Annotated in this window: 14 protein-coding genes and 3 tRNA genes; 7 read left to right on the top strand and 10 right to left on the bottom strand. The window is 72.4% G+C overall.

The genetic code is table 11. The features are described from left to right. Positions 1 to 19: 19 nt before the first annotated feature. A complete protein-coding gene (gene purF / locus V5O49_RS13920) occupies positions 20 to 1,567 on the top strand; it encodes an amidophosphoribosyltransferase (protein ID WP_332902718.1) in 1,548 nt (515 codons plus the stop codon). Between the two features lie 40 nt (positions 1,568 to 1,607). Further along, positions 1,608 to 2,711: a phosphoribosylformylglycinamidine cyclo-ligase gene (gene purM / locus V5O49_RS13915; protein ID WP_332902717.1), complete on the top strand. Its 1,104-nt coding sequence runs from the start codon at positions 1,608 to 1,610 to the stop codon at positions 2,709 to 2,711. A 96-nt stretch (positions 2,712 to 2,807) separates the two neighbouring features. Here the strand turns inward: purM and V5O49_RS13910 are convergent, their stop codons facing one another. After that, complete coding sequence (locus V5O49_RS13910) at positions 2,808 to 3,005, bottom strand: DUF3073 domain-containing protein (RefSeq protein ID WP_332902716.1); 198 nt, start codon at positions 3,003 to 3,005, stop codon at positions 2,808 to 2,810. A gap of 370 nt (positions 3,006 to 3,375) precedes the next feature. Here V5O49_RS13910 and V5O49_RS13905 point away from each other — a divergent pair, with 370 nt between their 5' ends. After that, complete coding sequence (locus V5O49_RS13905) at positions 3,376 to 3,630, top strand: BldC family transcriptional regulator (protein ID WP_278236275.1); 255 nt, start codon at positions 3,376 to 3,378, stop codon at positions 3,628 to 3,630. A gap of 85 nt (positions 3,631 to 3,715) precedes the next feature. On the opposite strand, the gene V5O49_RS13900 is transcribed toward V5O49_RS13905, so the two are convergent. The 6 genes from V5O49_RS13900 to V5O49_RS13875 form a co-directional block, all read right to left on the bottom strand. Continuing rightward, positions 3,716 to 4,045 carry a DUF3618 domain-containing protein gene (locus tag V5O49_RS13900; RefSeq protein WP_278236276.1) on the bottom strand — a complete coding sequence of 110 codons (330 nt, stop codon included), beginning with the start codon at positions 4,043 to 4,045 and terminating at the stop codon, positions 3,716 to 3,718. Continuing rightward, entirely contained in the window at positions 4,042 to 4,461 is a 420-nt protein-coding gene (locus tag V5O49_RS13895; RefSeq protein ID WP_332902715.1) for a phage holin family protein, read from the bottom strand. Before V5O49_RS13895 ends, V5O49_RS13900 begins: the two co-directional genes overlap by 4 nt. A gap of 199 nt (positions 4,462 to 4,660) precedes the next feature. Continuing rightward, complete coding sequence (locus tag V5O49_RS13890; RefSeq protein ID WP_332902714.1) at positions 4,661 to 5,242, bottom strand: beta-class carbonic anhydrase; 582 nt, start codon at positions 5,240 to 5,242, stop codon at positions 4,661 to 4,663. Positions 5,243 to 5,378: 136 nt separating this feature from the next. Next, positions 5,379 to 5,451 (bottom strand) — tRNA-Phe (locus V5O49_RS13885). Positions 5,452 to 5,501: 50 nt separating this feature from the next. After that, positions 5,502 to 5,575: transfer RNA gene (locus V5O49_RS13880), tRNA-Asp, on the bottom strand. A 179-nt stretch (positions 5,576 to 5,754) separates the two neighbouring features. Then, a tRNA-Glu gene (locus V5O49_RS13875) sits at positions 5,755 to 5,827 on the bottom strand. Between the two features lie 75 nt (positions 5,828 to 5,902). Here V5O49_RS13875 and V5O49_RS13870 point away from each other — a divergent pair. Then, entirely contained in the window at positions 5,903 to 6,247 is a 345-nt protein-coding gene (locus V5O49_RS13870) for a metallopeptidase family protein (protein ID WP_278237429.1), read from the top strand. A gap of 11 nt (positions 6,248 to 6,258) precedes the next feature. Here the strand turns inward: V5O49_RS13870 and V5O49_RS13865 are convergent, their stop codons facing one another. Beyond that, positions 6,259 to 7,302, bottom strand: a complete 1,044-nt coding sequence (locus V5O49_RS13865) for a M15 family metallopeptidase (RefSeq protein ID WP_332902713.1) — start codon at positions 7,300 to 7,302, stop codon at positions 6,259 to 6,261. Positions 7,303 to 7,557: 255 nt separating this feature from the next. On the opposite strand from V5O49_RS13865, the gene V5O49_RS13860 reads away from it, so the two are divergent. Together V5O49_RS13860 and V5O49_RS13855 are read left to right on the top strand one after the other, a co-directional pair. Continuing rightward, positions 7,558 to 8,157 (top strand): antibiotic biosynthesis monooxygenase, encoded by a 600-nt coding sequence (locus tag V5O49_RS13860; protein WP_332902712.1) that lies wholly within the window; start codon positions 7,558 to 7,560, stop codon positions 8,155 to 8,157. Between the two features lie 98 nt (positions 8,158 to 8,255). Next, positions 8,256 to 9,956, top strand: a complete 1,701-nt coding sequence (locus tag V5O49_RS13855) for a mechanosensitive ion channel domain-containing protein (RefSeq protein WP_332902711.1) — start codon at positions 8,256 to 8,258, stop codon at positions 9,954 to 9,956. On the opposite strand, the gene V5O49_RS13850 is transcribed toward V5O49_RS13855, so the two are convergent. Further along, positions 9,953 to 10,750, bottom strand: a complete 798-nt coding sequence (locus tag V5O49_RS13850) for a glycerophosphodiester phosphodiesterase (RefSeq protein WP_332902710.1) — start codon at positions 10,748 to 10,750, stop codon at positions 9,953 to 9,955. The genes V5O49_RS13855 and V5O49_RS13850 overlap by 4 nt on opposite strands. Before the next feature lie 178 nt (positions 10,751 to 10,928). On the opposite strand from V5O49_RS13850, the gene V5O49_RS13845 reads away from it, so the two are divergent. Beyond that, complete coding sequence (locus V5O49_RS13845) at positions 10,929 to 11,342, top strand: hypothetical protein (protein ID WP_332902709.1); 414 nt, start codon at positions 10,929 to 10,931, stop codon at positions 11,340 to 11,342. Between the two features lie 106 nt (positions 11,343 to 11,448). Here V5O49_RS13845 and V5O49_RS13840 read toward each other — a convergent pair whose 3' ends face one another. Next, complete coding sequence (locus tag V5O49_RS13840; RefSeq protein ID WP_332902708.1) at positions 11,449 to 13,503, bottom strand: multicopper oxidase domain-containing protein; 2,055 nt, start codon at positions 13,501 to 13,503, stop codon at positions 11,449 to 11,451. Positions 13,504 to 13,582 lie beyond the last annotated feature (79 nt).

Below are 13,582 nucleotides of genomic sequence, written 5' to 3'. Positions count from 1 at the left end.
TCTGTGGGATACTCGACACATGCCCTTGCGCCCCGACGGCCGCCTGAACCACGACCTCATGCCCGGCGAGAAGGGCCCCCAGGACGCCTGCGGCGTCTTCGGAGTCTGGGCGCCCGGCGAGGAGGTCGCGAAGCTCACGTACTTCGGCCTGTACGCCCTGCAGCACCGCGGACAGGAGTCCGCCGGGATCGCCACCAGCAACGGTGAGCAGATCCTCGTCTACAAGGACATGGGACTGGTCTCCCAGGTCTTCGACGAGACCGCGCTGAACGCCCTGACCGGCCACATCGCCGTCGGGCACTGCCGCTACTCGACGACCGGCGGCGTCACCTGGGAGAACGCCCAGCCCACGCTCGGCGCGACGTCCTCCGGCACCGTGGCCCTCGGGCACAACGGCAACCTGACGAACTCCGCCGAGCTGGTCGACCTCGTGGCCGAGCGGTACGGCGCCCAGCGCCGCGGCGAGCTCGCCCGCGGCAACACGACCGACACCGCGCTGATCACCGCGCTCTTCGCGGGCGACGAGGACCACACCCTGGAGCAGACGGCCCTCGAGGTCCTGCCCCGCCTGCGCGGCGCCTTCTCGCTGGTCTTCATGGACGAGCACGCGCTGTACGCGGCCCGCGACCCGCAGGGCGTGCGCCCGCTCGTCCTGGGCCGCACCCAGCGCGGCTGGGTGGTCGCCTCGGAGACCCCGGCGCTGGACATCGTCGGTGCCTCCTACGTGCGCGAGGTCGAGCCCGGCGAGCTCATCTGCATCGACGACGACGGCCTGCGGTCCACCCGGTTCGCCCCCGTGGACCGGGCCGGCTGCGTGTTCGAGTACGTCTACCTGGCCCGCCCCGACACCAGCATCCAGGGCCGCCCGGTGCACGCCGCCCGGGTGGAGATGGGCCGCGTGCTGGCCCGCGAGCACCCCGTGGACGCCGACCTGGTCATGCCCGTGCCGGAGTCCGGCACGCCGGCGGCGACCGGGTACGCCGCCGAGTCCGGGATCCCGTTCGGGCAGGGCCTGATGAAGAACGCCTACGTCGGCCGGACGTTCATCCAGCCGTCGGACACGCTGCGCCAGCTCGGCATCCGGCTGAAGCTCAACCCGCTGCGCGAGGTCATCCGCGGCAAGCGGCTGGTCGTCGTGGACGACTCCATCGTGCGGGGCAACACCCAGCGCGCCCTGATCCGGATGCTGCGCGAGGCCGGTGCCGCCGAGGTGCACGTGCGGATCTCGTCCCCGCCGGTGAAGTGGCCGTGCTACTACGGCATCGACTTCGCGTCCCGCGCCGAGCTCATCGCCAACGGCCTGACGCCGCACGAGATCGGCCAGTCGCTCGGCGCCGACTCGCTGGGCTACATCTCCACCGAGGGGATGATCGCCGCGACCGAGCAGCCCGCGTCGCGCCTGTGCGCCGCCTGCTTCACCGGCGAGTACCCCATCGAGCTGCCCGAGGAGGAGCGGCTCGGCAAGCACCTGCTCGAGCAGCCCGCGCTGCCGCTCGGCGCGCCGGAGGACGGGCTGTCGCAGCTCTCCGTCGGCGTCGGCGGGCAGTCCGCGCTCGAGCACCCGTGACCCGGCCCTCCGCCCCCGTCCGACCAGGAGTTCCCACCCCGTGACCGAACGTCTCACCTATGCCGCCGCCGGCGTCGACACCGACGCCGGGGACCGCGCCGTCGAGCTGATGAAGGACGCGGTGCGCCGCACGCAGGGGCCCGAGGTCCTCGGTGGTGTCGGCGGGTTCGCCGGCCTCTACGACGCCTCGGCGCTGACGCGGTACCGCGCGCCGCTGCTGGCCACCTCGACCGACGGCGTCGGCACGAAGGTCGCGATCGCCCAGGCGATGGACGTCCACGACACCATCGGCTTCGACCTGGTGGGCATGGTCGTCGACGACATCGTCGTCGTCGGTGCCGAGCCGCTGTTCATGACCGACTACATCGCCACGGGCAAGGTCGTCCCGGAGCGGGTGGCGGACATCGTGCGGGGGATCGCCCAGGCCTGCGAGGTCGCGGGGACGGCGCTCGTCGGCGGCGAGACGGCGGAGCACCCGGGTCTGCTGGCCCCCGACGAGTACGACGTCGCGGGCGCGGCCACCGGTGTCGTCGAGGCCGACGGCGTGCTCGGGCCCGAGCGGGTGCGGGCCGGCGACGTGCTGATCGGCATGGCGTCCAGCGGTATCCACTCCAACGGCTACTCGCTGGTGCGCGCGGTGATCAAGCACGCCGGCTGGTCGCTGGACCGGCACGTCGAGGAGTTCGGCCGGACGCTGGGGGAGGAGCTGCTCGAGCCGACGCGCGTCTACGCCGCCGACTGCCTGGCGCTCGCCCGCGAGGAGTCCGCGCAGGTGCACGCTTTCACGCACGTCACCGGCGGCGGGCTGGCGGCGAACCTGGCCCGCGTGCTGCCGGCCGGGACGGTCGCGACCGTCGATCGCGCGAGCTGGGAGGTGCCGGCGGTCTTCCGCACGGTGCGCGACCTCGGCGACGTCCCGCGCGGCGACCTGGAGAACACGCTCAACCTGGGTGTCGGCATGGTCGCGATCGTGGGGGCCGAGGGCGCCGACGCGGCGCTCGCGACGCTGCGGGACCGCGGCGTGCCGGCCTGGACGCTGGGCACGGTCGCCGATCTGACGCCCTCGGACGCCGACGAGGACCTCGTCGCGGGCACGAAGGGCGTGCAGGCGGGCGCCGTCCGGCTCGTGGGCGATTACCGCTGAGGGCGCGCCGCCGGCCGAGTGCAGACGAGGGGCCGGACGGTGGTCACCGTCCGGCCCCTCGGGGGTCCTGCAGCGTGCTGCGGGCGCCGTGGAGCCTCAGTAGCGCCGGTCGTCCCAGTCCGCGTCGTTGTCGTACGCGGAGTCCGCGGCACTTCCCCAGCGGTCCTCGGTGACGACGTCGGTCTGGGACTCCTTCAGCTCTTGCTCCAGAGCGTGATAGTTCGTCTCAGGGCTGTAGTACTTCAGCGCGCGAGCGACCTTGGTCTGCTTAGCCTTCTGACGGCCGCGGCCCATGGCTCCGACCCCCTCAACGTAGGAGCGGGGCGGCGACGTCCCAGACGCGCGGCCCCGAGAGAAGATTTCGTCTGTTCAGGTTCCAACGGTACATGGTGCTGACGCATTCCCTCCACTCGGTGCGACATTCCGGTGTTGTCGTGTCCTGGGACGACGTGTCACGACCCGTGGCGGTGACGCATGTCACGTCGTCGGCGCCGACGGGGCGTTCGGTGCGTGCCCGACGTCGGGGACAGCCCGGACCAGCGGTGCGAGGCGGCCGGGACGGTTCAAGTCGCCTCAATCCCACTTTCTGCCCACAATGGCAAGAGACGGCCGTCGAGCTGTCCGGGCGCCGTCCGGACCGGTCGCATGCCAGGAGGTGCAGGGGATGTCGTTCCACGGTGACTCCGAGGTCCTGTTGACGCCCGCCGAGGTAGCGAGCCTCTTCCGCGTCGACCCGAAGACCGTGACGCGGTGGGCCAAGGCGGGCAAGCTCTCGTCGATCCGGACCTTGGGCGGGCACCGCCGCTACAAGGAGTCCGAGGTCCGTGCGCTGCTCGGCGCCGCGTCGGACGCGGCGGAGGCCGAGGCCGCGGCGAACGCGGGCGGGACGCCCGACAGCGCGGCGGACCACAGCAAGTAGCCGGTTCCCGGTCGTCCGGCCGCCCGACGAGGGGCCCGGACGGCCGGCCCGACGCGCGTTCGGGCGCACCGGGCCGGCGGCCCGCTCAGCGTCGAGCGACGGCCTTGACCACGAGTGCGGCCAGCGCGGCCGCACCGACGGCGGCGGCGCCCAGGAGGATCTTGACGTTGCGTGATCGCGGCGCGTCCTCGGGCAGGCCGGCGCCGGTGAACAGTCCCTTGGCGTCGTCGGCGGCCTGGCGGGTGCCGCGGGCCAGCTGGGAAGCCTGGTAGGCGGGCGAGAGCCGCGTGGTGAGCTGGTCGAGCGCGTCACCGAGCTCGCGACGGGCCTCCTGGACCTCGGACTCGAGCTCCTTGCGGGTCGGGGCGGGTGCCCCGTTCGGCAGGGCCGGGTCGGTGGTGGACTGCTGGCTCACCGCTTCATCCCCTCCTTGACGGTGGTGACGTCCTCCTTGACCCGGTCGATCGTCTCGGGCCGGCGGCTCGCCTGCTTGAGCTGGGCGACGGCGATCCCCGCGAACGCCCCGGCGAGCAACATCAGGGCCAGGCCGACCAGGAGGGCGGAGAGCCACGGATTGTCCAACGCCTCGTTGAGGCCGAGGATCGCGGTCGTGACGAAGACACCCAGCGCGTAGAGCACGACGACCAGGGCGCCGATGATCAGGCCGACGCCGATGCCCGACCGCTTCGCCTTCTCGGCCGCCTCCGCCTTCGCCAGCGCGATCTCGGCGCGCACCAGCCGTGTGGCCTGCTCCGAGATCTGTTCCACGAGCCGGCCCACGCTGGGGGGCCGCTCGGCGGGCGGTGCCTGCCCGTCGTCCCAGTCCGTCATCGACAGTTCCCCTCCTCGACGCGTTCGTGGGTACCACTCAACCGGTCCTGACCGGTCCAGGCAATTCCTGCGCCCCGGCGCGTCGCCCGGCGTGACCTCGTCGGGGACACGACAGGACCCCCCGGGACCCGAGGTCCGAGGGGTCGCGGGCGAGGTGTCTCCGACCGGCGTCGGGCCGGTGACCTCTCGACCGTCGGCCTCAGTCGGTGGCGCGCCCGGCGTCGGTGGCGGCGTCGACCTCGATCAGTCGGCCGGTGCGGACGTCGTAGAGGAACCCGTGGACGGGGATGCGGCCCGGCACGAGCGGGCTGTTCCTGATGCGCACGACGTCGTCGACGACGGCCTGGGTCCGGTCGGAGATCGTGAGCCAGTCCACGTCTGCGCCGGCGCTCGAGCCGGGACCCTCCCCGACGTCGCGGAACCCGTCGGGCCCGAGCTCGGCGGTCTCGAGGCTCTGCGCCAGCAGCCCGCTCATCACCTCGTCGGTGAAGAACTCCATGCCGCAGTCGGTGTGATGGATCACGAAGAACTCGCGCGTGCCGAGGAGCTTGTACGAGATCACCAGGGAGCGGATGGCGTCGTCGGACGCCCGCCCGCCGGCGTTGCGGATGACGTGTGCGTCGCCCTCGGCGAGGCCCGCGTACTTCGCCGGGTCGAGCCGGGCGTCCATACAGGTGAGGATCGTGAAGCCGCGTGCGGGCGGCAGCGCCAGCTCCGACCGGGCGCCGAACTCGGCGGCGTAGGCCCGGTTCGCGTCGAGGATCTCGTCGAGCACAGACATGTCGTCCTCCGGTGCGGCGCCGGGTCGGGAGCGGGACGGCGCTCGCTCCGCCCAGGCTACGTCGTGGCGGGGGACCGGCACGACGACGCGACGACAAGACCCCCCGGACCTGAGGTCCGGGGGGTCTTGTGCGAGGTGGCTCCGACCGGCGTCGATCCGGTGACCTTTCGATTTTCAGTCGAACGCTCTACCAACTGAGCTACAGAGCCATGACACGAAAGCCCGGGGCGCCGTGACCGACGAACCGGGCGCTCATGCGCGACCCTGACGGGACTTGAACCCGCGACCTCCGCCGTGACAGGGCGGCGCGCTAACCAACTGCGCTACAGGGCCATGATCGAGATGATCTCCCGATCGAGGTGCTCGTTTCGAGCCGAGAAGAAGCGTACCCCATGCTGACCCGGATCCGGAAATCGGATCCTGACCAGGCAAAACGCTCCTGATGCCGGTGCCGAAGGTGGCGCAGGCCACTCCGTCAGCCGACCCGTGCCGACGCCGGGGCGCCTGCTGAGTACCCCCAACGGGATTCGAACCCGTGCTACCGCCGTGAAAGGGCGGGGTCCTAGGCCGCTAGACGATGGGGGCCGGCCGGGTCAGCATACCGGTCACGCGCCGTCGTGGCCGCATCCGCGGGTGCGGGAGGATGGGCGCGTGGTGGAGATGTCGCGCGAGGAGTTCGAGGCCGCCGTCTCGGACGGACTCGACCAGGTGCCGGAGCAGCTGACCCGGTTGATGGACAACGTCGTGGTGCTCGTCGAGGACGACGCGCCGCCCGAGGACCCCGAGCTCCTCGGGCTGTACGAGGGGGTGCCGCTCACGGAACGCGACCAGGCGTGGGCCGCCGGGTCGCTGCCCGACCGCATCACGATCTACCGGCACCCGACCCTGTCCATCTGCTCCTCCCCGGACGAGGTCGCCGAGGAGGTCGCCGTCACGGTGGTGCACGAGATCGCCCACCACTTCGGCATCGACGACGACCGGCTGCACGAGCTCGGCTGGGGCTGAGCGGGCGCCGCTCAGCCGATGGGGGCGTACTCCCAGTGCCAGGCCTCCGGCTTGCGGCCGTCGGCCCGGGCCCAGGCCGGGTTGTCCCAGCCGAACTCGGGGGCGTGCTCGCGCATCCACTCGTACTCGGGGGTGCCGAAGGACTCGACCCCGTCCCCGAGGTCGACGGCCACGCCCCACCCGTGGTTCGAGTATCCCGGCACCGCGGCCATGTAGCCCTTGCTGGCGCGGGTGGCCACCTGGGACTCGTACGAGCGGTAGGAGTCGGTGACCGACAGGTGCTTGCCGAACCGGGCGTGGTAGGCGACGTCGAGCCGTTCGAGCTGGGCCGCGGCGTCGGCCCGCAGCGTCTCGCCCTTCGCGAAGGAGAGCTTCTTCATCTTGCCGGCGGGGACCCGGCCGTTGGCGAAGTCGTCCAGGGAGTCGGCGTGGCGGGCGATCTTCTTCGCCGCCTTCTTCGCCCGGTCGGCCTGCACGTCGGCGACCTCGGCGGGCGTCGGCGGGGCGGCCTGGACCTCGATCGCCGTGGACTCGGCGTCGTCCAGCAGCTTCGTGAGCTTCGTCGTCGCCTCGGCCAGCGTCGCGCTGTCGGCGAGGGCCTCCCGCCCACCGGACTCCGGCAGCGGGGCGCGCTCGGAGGCGCGCGAGGCGCCTGTCTGCCCACGGCTCTCCAGGAGCTCGGCGAGGCGTTCCGCGCGGGCCTCGATCCGGCGCTCCTGCTTGCGGGGCAGGGACGCCGTCTGCTGGGTGACGGTCTCGGCACGCTGCAGCGCCGCGGTCGCGGTGACGGTCGCGCTGTCGGAGGACGTGACGACGGACGCGGACGGGCCGGGGGACGGTGCGGTGCTCGCGGCGCCGGTCGGCGTGGCGGTCGTCGCCGTCTCGGCGCCGGCCGTGCCGGGGACCACGGCGGTCGCGACGGCGGCGGTCAGCGCGAGCCCGGCCATGGCGCCGCCGACGGCGGTGCGGGGCGTGCCGGTGGCGCCGGAGCGACGGCGGGTCTCGCCGTGCCGGCCGGTGCGGCGCCGGGGCAGGGGGAAGCGGGGTGCGGTCACAGGGTTTTCCTCGCAAGACGATCAGGCCGCCGGGGTTTCGGGGCCGCAGACCATCGTGGACGCTCGTTGTGAGTGCGCTCTGGGCGTCAGGAGACGATCGGCCGACAATCTCGGGGGAGAAGTGCGCCGTCACCGTGAAGAGGGGACGAATGCCGCACCTCGCACCCCCTCGGGACGGGTCCGCATGCTGAACGGGGCCGTCCCGGCACGCTGTCCCCGCGTGTGTGGCGGCGCCCGAGCCCCAACACTGCTCGCATGACGCCCACACCCGTGACCGTGTCGATCCACCGTATCGTCAGTCCCGAGAAGGTGCCCGAGGTCACGGCCTGGGTGCAGTCCGGGGTCCGGCTCGCCAACCGGTGGCCCGGCTTCCTCGGCTCCGGGTGGATCCGTGCCGCCGAGGGGTCCACGGACTGGGTGATGCTCTACCGCTTCGCCGACGCCGACCGGCTGCAGGCCTGGGAGACGTCCGACGAGCGTCGTGAGTGGCTCGCCCGGGGCGAGGGCCTCGTGACGGAGCAGGCGGTCACCCGGCGGACCGGCATCGAGGGCTGGTTCGACCCGCCGGTGCGCCAGGACGAGCCGTCCGGCCCCCCGCTGCTGCCGGCGCCGCCGCGGTGGAAGCAGTCGATCGCGATCTGGCTCGGCTTCTTCCCGGTCAACCTGGCGTTCACCGCGCTGGTGGCGTGGCTGCTGCCCGCCTTCGACGGGCTGCCGCTCGTGCTCCGGGTGCTGATCACCACGCTGATCCTCACGCCCGTCATGTCGTTCTGGGTCCTGCCCTGGGTGACCGGGCGGCTGCGCGTCTGGCTGCACCGGCCGCCCCGGAGGCGGCGGTCCGTCCCGCGCCGCTGACGCCGCTGAGCAGGTCCTGAGCCGGGCCCGAGCGGGCGCCGGCAGCCTCCGGAGCGGAGCGGGCGCACGATCCGGTCCACGTCTCTAGGCTGTGACGCATGCTCTGGGACGTTGACGGCGGCGGTATCGACGAACAGACGGTGGACGACACGGTCGAGGCGACCGTCTCCCTGACCGTGACGCTGATCTGGGCCGGGGCCGCCATCGTGGTGGCCTACGTCCTGGTGACCGTGGTGTCCGCGCTCATCCGGCGCCTCGCCCGACGCCGCCCGCTCCTGCGGGACATGGCGACCCGGCTCCGCAAGCCGCTGCGCGCGCTGCTGATGACGATCGCCGTCTGGGTCGCGGTCACGCTGTCCGCGCACCAGGACCAGGCCTGGTACGGGTTCGTCCAGCACTCGCTGCTCATCGCCACCATCCTCGCCGGGTCGTGGCTCCTGGGGGCGATGGCGTTCGTCGTCGAGGACCGCACCCTCGCCCGGATCGCCGGCAGCCACGACGACCGGCACAAGCGCCGGGTGGAGACCCAGATCTCCGTCATCCGACGGTTCACGGTCGCGGTCGTCGTCGTCCTGGCGATCGCCGCCGTCCTGCTCACCTTCCCGCAGATGCGTGCGGCCGGTGCCTCCATCCTGGCCTCGGCCGGCCTGCTCTCCCTGGTCGCCGGTCTCGCCGCGCAGTCGAGCCTCGCCAACACCTTCGCCGGCATGCAGATCGCCTTCACCGACGCGATCCGCGTCGACGACGTCGTGGTCCTGGAGGGGGAGTTCGGCCGGATCGAGGAGATCACCCTGACCTACGTCGTCGTCCACGTCTGGGACGACCGGCGGATCATCCTGCCCAGCACCTACTTCACGACCACGCCGTTCGAGAACTGGACCCGCCGCGCGGCCGACCTGCTCGGCACCGTCGAGCTGGACGTCGACTTCCGCGCCCCGCTGCCGGCGATGCGTGCCGAGCTCGACCGGATCCTGCACGCGTCGTCGCTGTGGGACCGACGGCTCGGGATCCTCGAGGTCACGTCGGCCACCGAGGGGTACGTCCGGGTCCGCGCACTGGTCAGCGCGCAGGACTCGCCGACCCTGTGGGACCTGCGGTGCACGGTCCGGGAGGGACTGGTGGCCTGGCTGCAGCGGGAGGCCCCCTACGCCATCCCGCGCTCGCGGTTCGAGGAGGCCGACAGCGTGCTGCCGCCGGCCGACGCGGCGGAGCCTGACAGGGCGACCACGGACGAGCCGGAGCCCGCGCCGCGGACCGACGCCGACGCCGACGCCGAGCAGTCCAGCACCGACGAGCCCGCGGCTCAGGACGAGGGCGTCATCGTCGTCGAGGGACGGTCCGCGGCCGCCGGGCCGCGTCGGTCCTCCGTCCGTGACCGCGGGTTGCTGCGACGGATCCGGCGGCACCACGGTGACAGCGGCACCGTGCCCGCCGCGCCGGTCCCGGAGCACGCCGAGCAGACCGTCGTCCTCGAGAGCGTCGACCGTCCCGGCCTGTACAGCGGCAGCGAGTCGGCCGAGGAGCGGTCGCGGACGTTCAACGGTCCCGGTCAGGACGTCATCGAGGAGCGCGAGGAGAACGCGGAGCGGCGTCTGACCGGTGAGATCCCGATCGACGAGCCCGGCGCCGCGACCCCGGACGACCCGGACGCACCGCTGGACGACCGGGCCCGGGAGCGGCACGCCGGGCAGGATCCCGAGCACCCGGAGGACGACGACCCGCACCGCCGGATGCGCCGGACCGGCCTCTCCCGGGACTCCGGGGAGGGCGGGCCCGTCGACGGCGGGGACGGGGGCTAACCGCTCCCGGCCTCCGCCGCGCGGCGGGTGGCCCGTCCGGCGAGCCACCCTCGCAGCTCACCCGGGCGGTCGGTGACGATCCCGTCGACCTCGGCCCGGAGCAGGAGGTCCCACTCCGCGGGCGCGTTCGCCGTCCACGGCATGACCCGGCGGCCCGCGGAGTGGGCGCGTCGGACGATCGCGGGGTCGGCCAGGACCGAGGCCACCGCCGGGTTGACGGTCACGACGTCGAGGTCGGCGGCGGCGTCCAGCAGGTCGGGCGGGACCTCCTCGCACAGCAGCCCGCGCGGCAGGTGCGGTGCCGCCCCCCGCAGCGCCGCGACCGTCTCCCGGCGGAAGCCCTGGACGATGCAGCGACCTGCCAGCCCGGCGGCGTCGATCGCCGCGGTGGTCGGCGCGACCTGGTCGGCGGTCCAGACGCCCTTGTACTCGCAGAGCAGGTCCATCCCCGGGCGGGCGGCGAGGAACGCCAGCACGGCGTCGAAGCGAGGGATGCGCTGGCCGGCGAAGGCGGGGGAGAAGCGTGCCCCCGCGTCGAGCCGCCCGACGGCGTCCGCGTCGAGCTCGGCGACGGCACCCGTGCCGTCGGTCACCTGGTCCACGACCGGGTCGTGGATGACGACGGGCACACCGTCGGCGGTGAGGCGCACGTCGAGCTCGAGCGCGGGAGCGCCGGAGCGCCACGCCGCCTCGAACGCGGCGAACGTGTTCTGGGGTGCCACCGCCGAGCAGCCGCGGTGCGCGACGACGACGGGACGGTCGGGGTCCGGACGGTCGGGCAGGAGTGTGGTCACCCGGCCCATCCTGACGCGCGACGGACGACGGGGCCAGGGACTCCCGGGTGTGGGGAGCGATCGACAGCGAGGGGTGAAAGGCGTCGCCTGACAGGCGTTCCCGTGGTCCGCCGCCTAGCGTGGCAACGAAGGCGGGCACACTGGGTGCTCGCTCCGAGTCCCCCAGGAGTGGGTACGCATGGCAAGTGTCCGTCCCGCCGTCCGACCGGGCAGCGTCACCGTCGTCGTCGTCCTGACGTGGATCGTCGCCCTCTTCTCCGTCCTCGCCGGCGTCATCATGCTCCTCGCCTCGGACGAGGTCCTGGCAGAGGCCGGCATCAGCGCGAGCAACGCCGCCGTCTACTCGTGGACGGAGATCGTCTTCGGCGTCATCACTGCGTTGGTCGCTATCGGTCTGAGCAACGGCAACCGGTTCTCCCGCTTCCTCGTCACCGTGCTCATGGCGGTCCGTGCGGCGCTCACGCTCTGGACGGTCATCTCGTGGTGGGGCATCGCCGGCTCGTGGTCGGCGCTGGTCTCGGGGTTGTTCGCGATCCTGGTGATCTCGATGCTGTGGAACGCCCGGGCCGACGCGTTCTTCCGCGCCACCTGAGGCCCCGTCGCCGGCGGTCCGCGACCTCCCCGCTCACCCTGCGGCGGTGCCGGGGCGCTCGCCACCCCTCCAGGGGTGAGGTGGCCGGCGCCCCGGCACCGTCCGGTCAGCCCACCTGCAGGACCCGCATCATCTCGTGGTCCTCGTGGGACAGGATGTGGCAGTGCCACACGTACCGGCCGGACTTGGTGAAGTCGGCCTTGAGACGCACCATCTGCCCCGTCGGCGGAGCCCCGTCCGGGTCCCCGGGCAGCGCGGTGACCATGTCCTTCGGGGCGTCCTCGAAGTACTCGCTCCCCACCGCCGTCGGCGCGAGGTTGCGGATGTTCGAGATCTCCGGCGCCAGCCCCGTGGTTCCGTTGTGCTGGGTCGTCGTCTGGTTCCCGGTGACGTCGTACTCGAAGTCCTGCCGGTCGAGGATCTCGAAGTTGACCAGGTGCAGGTGGATCGGGTGGGCGTCGGCCGTGAAGTTGTACACCTCCCAGATCTCCGTAGCGCCCGCGGACGGGGTCTCCGTCGGCGGCTGGAACCAGGTGGAGGCCGTCGCGACGTTCGTCCCGCTGACGTCGTCGGCCACGGTCCCCAGCAACGGCTGGAGGCGGCCGAACTCGTCGGTCCCCTCGAACAGGGCGACCCGTCGTGTGGTGGCCTCGTCCGTCGGGCCCTGGTAGCCGGGCAGGTTGTTCGCGTCGAAGGTGTCGGGCACGCCGGACAGGGGCACCACGACGTCGAAGGCCATGATCCGGTCGGTCTGCCGGTCCGGGAAGAGGTCGTCCGGGTCGAGACCGCCGCCGAACGCGCCACCGAAGGGTGCGTCCCCACCCAGGTTCTTCATGATGACCCGGCTGTTCGCCGGCACCTGGGAGAAGTCGACGACGACGTCGTAGCGGCCGCCCGGTTCGATGACCAGGGTGTCGGTCTGCGCCGGCGTACCCAGCCCCTGGTCGGAGCCGATGACCCAGAACGGCAGGGGCGTGCCCGCGCTGGGGTCGGTCGGGTCGGTGACCCCGGGGTCGACGGCGACGAACTGGGTGACCAGGAAGCGCGAGTCGCACCCGTTGAGCAGGTGCATCCGGTAGTTCCGGGGCTCGACGTCCGCCTTGGGCCAGATCGTGCCGTTGACGACCATGTGGTCCCCGAAGAACTCGGCGAGCGCGGTGGGACCGCCCCCCGGGAACAGGTCGGGAGGCAGGACGGCGCCCCCGGACGTGATGAAGTCGTCGTAGAAAGGATCGCCGGGGAAGGCCGGGTAGAACAGCGCTCCGCGGTCGGAGAACATCCGGTCCTGGATGGCGTAGGCGAGCTCGTAGGGGAAGGCGGGCAGGCCCGCGGCGTTGCCTGCGATACCCGTGTCGACGTCGTCACGCACGAAGTAGAAGCCCGCCAGGCCCGCGTACACGTTGAGCCGCGTCAGGCCCAGCGTGTGGTCGTGGTACCAGAGGTTCCCGGCCGGGACGTCGTTGTCGTAGCGGAAGGTGGTGGTGAACCCGTCCGGCGTGAAGTCCCACTGCGGCCCCTTGACCTCGCCGTCCGGGGAGTAGAAGAACTCCGGGTTCCCGTCGAACTGGAAGTCCGTCTTCCCCCCGTGCAGGTGGGTGATGATCGGGACGCCGTTCCTCCGGATGCTGTACTGGCGGTAGTCGACGCCGTTCGCCGAGCCGGCGCCGTGCAGCGAGTAGGCCCAGTGCAGGTTCTCGTCCACCGGCAGCAGGTGCTTGTTGCCGAGCCGGTTCTCCCAGCGCACCAGGGTCTCGTCGGTCCCGCCGGAGGACGCGTTCATCACCTGGATGGTCTGCCCGGGCCACGACACCGTGTCCGCGCCGTACCCCCAGACCGGCGTGCGGAGCCGGCGTCCGTTCTTCAGGTCGACCAGACCGGTCTGCTGCACCGTCTCGGCCACGTTGAGGGAGAAGTTGGGCCGGTGGGCCGGCCCGCCGAACTCGTTGAGGTCCTTGAACAGGAACCCCGGGTCGAGGGCGTTGGGCGCCAGCTCGACGAACTTCGGTTGCAGTGCCGGGTCGCTCAGCCCGGCAGCCAGCGGCGCTGCGAACGCCGCGAATCGGGAGGGTGCCGCGGTCGGGAGCAGCGGCACGCTGCTCAGGGCGACCGCACCGGCGCCGGCGCCGGTGATCCTCAGGAAATCTCGTCTGCTCAGCTCCATGATCGTGCCTCGTGGCAGGGTTCGAGGCGTAGGGGCCGACGTGCGCTTCGAACGGTGATCGGATGACCCCGCGACGCGG

Source organism: Isoptericola haloaureus (assembly GCF_036689775.1).
In the GTDB taxonomy this organism is placed as follows: domain Bacteria; phylum Actinomycetota; class Actinomycetes; order Actinomycetales; family Cellulomonadaceae; genus Isoptericola; species Isoptericola haloaureus.
Note: the sequence above shows the minus strand (reverse complement) of the source record. Positions and strands in the feature narration are given on the sequence as shown.

Coding starts and splice junctions, on each gene's coding strand:
- purF (WP_332902718.1), top strand. CDS start 20: ATGCCCTTGCGCCCCGACGGCCGCCTGAACCACGACCTCATGCCCGGC.
- V5O49_RS13910 (WP_332902716.1), bottom strand. CDS start 3,005: ATGGGCCGCGGCCGTCAGAAGGCTAAGCAGACCAAGGTCGCTCGCGCG.
- V5O49_RS13905 (WP_278236275.1), top strand. CDS start 3,376: ATGTCGTTCCACGGTGACTCCGAGGTCCTGTTGACGCCCGCCGAGGTA.
- V5O49_RS13895 (WP_332902715.1), bottom strand. CDS start 4,461: ATGACGGACTGGGACGACGGGCAGGCACCGCCCGCCGAGCGGCCCCCC.
- V5O49_RS13890 (WP_332902714.1), bottom strand. CDS start 5,242: ATGTCTGTGCTCGACGAGATCCTCGACGCGAACCGGGCCTACGCCGCC.
- V5O49_RS13870 (WP_278237429.1), top strand. CDS start 5,903: ATGTCGCGCGAGGAGTTCGAGGCCGCCGTCTCGGACGGACTCGACCAG.
- V5O49_RS13860 (WP_332902712.1), top strand. CDS start 7,558: ATGACGCCCACACCCGTGACCGTGTCGATCCACCGTATCGTCAGTCCC.
- V5O49_RS13855 (WP_332902711.1), top strand. CDS start 8,256: ATGCTCTGGGACGTTGACGGCGGCGGTATCGACGAACAGACGGTGGAC.
- V5O49_RS13845 (WP_332902709.1), top strand. CDS start 10,929: ATGGCAAGTGTCCGTCCCGCCGTCCGACCGGGCAGCGTCACCGTCGTC.
- V5O49_RS13840 (WP_332902708.1), bottom strand. CDS start 13,503: ATGGAGCTGAGCAGACGAGATTTCCTGAGGATCACCGGCGCCGGCGCC.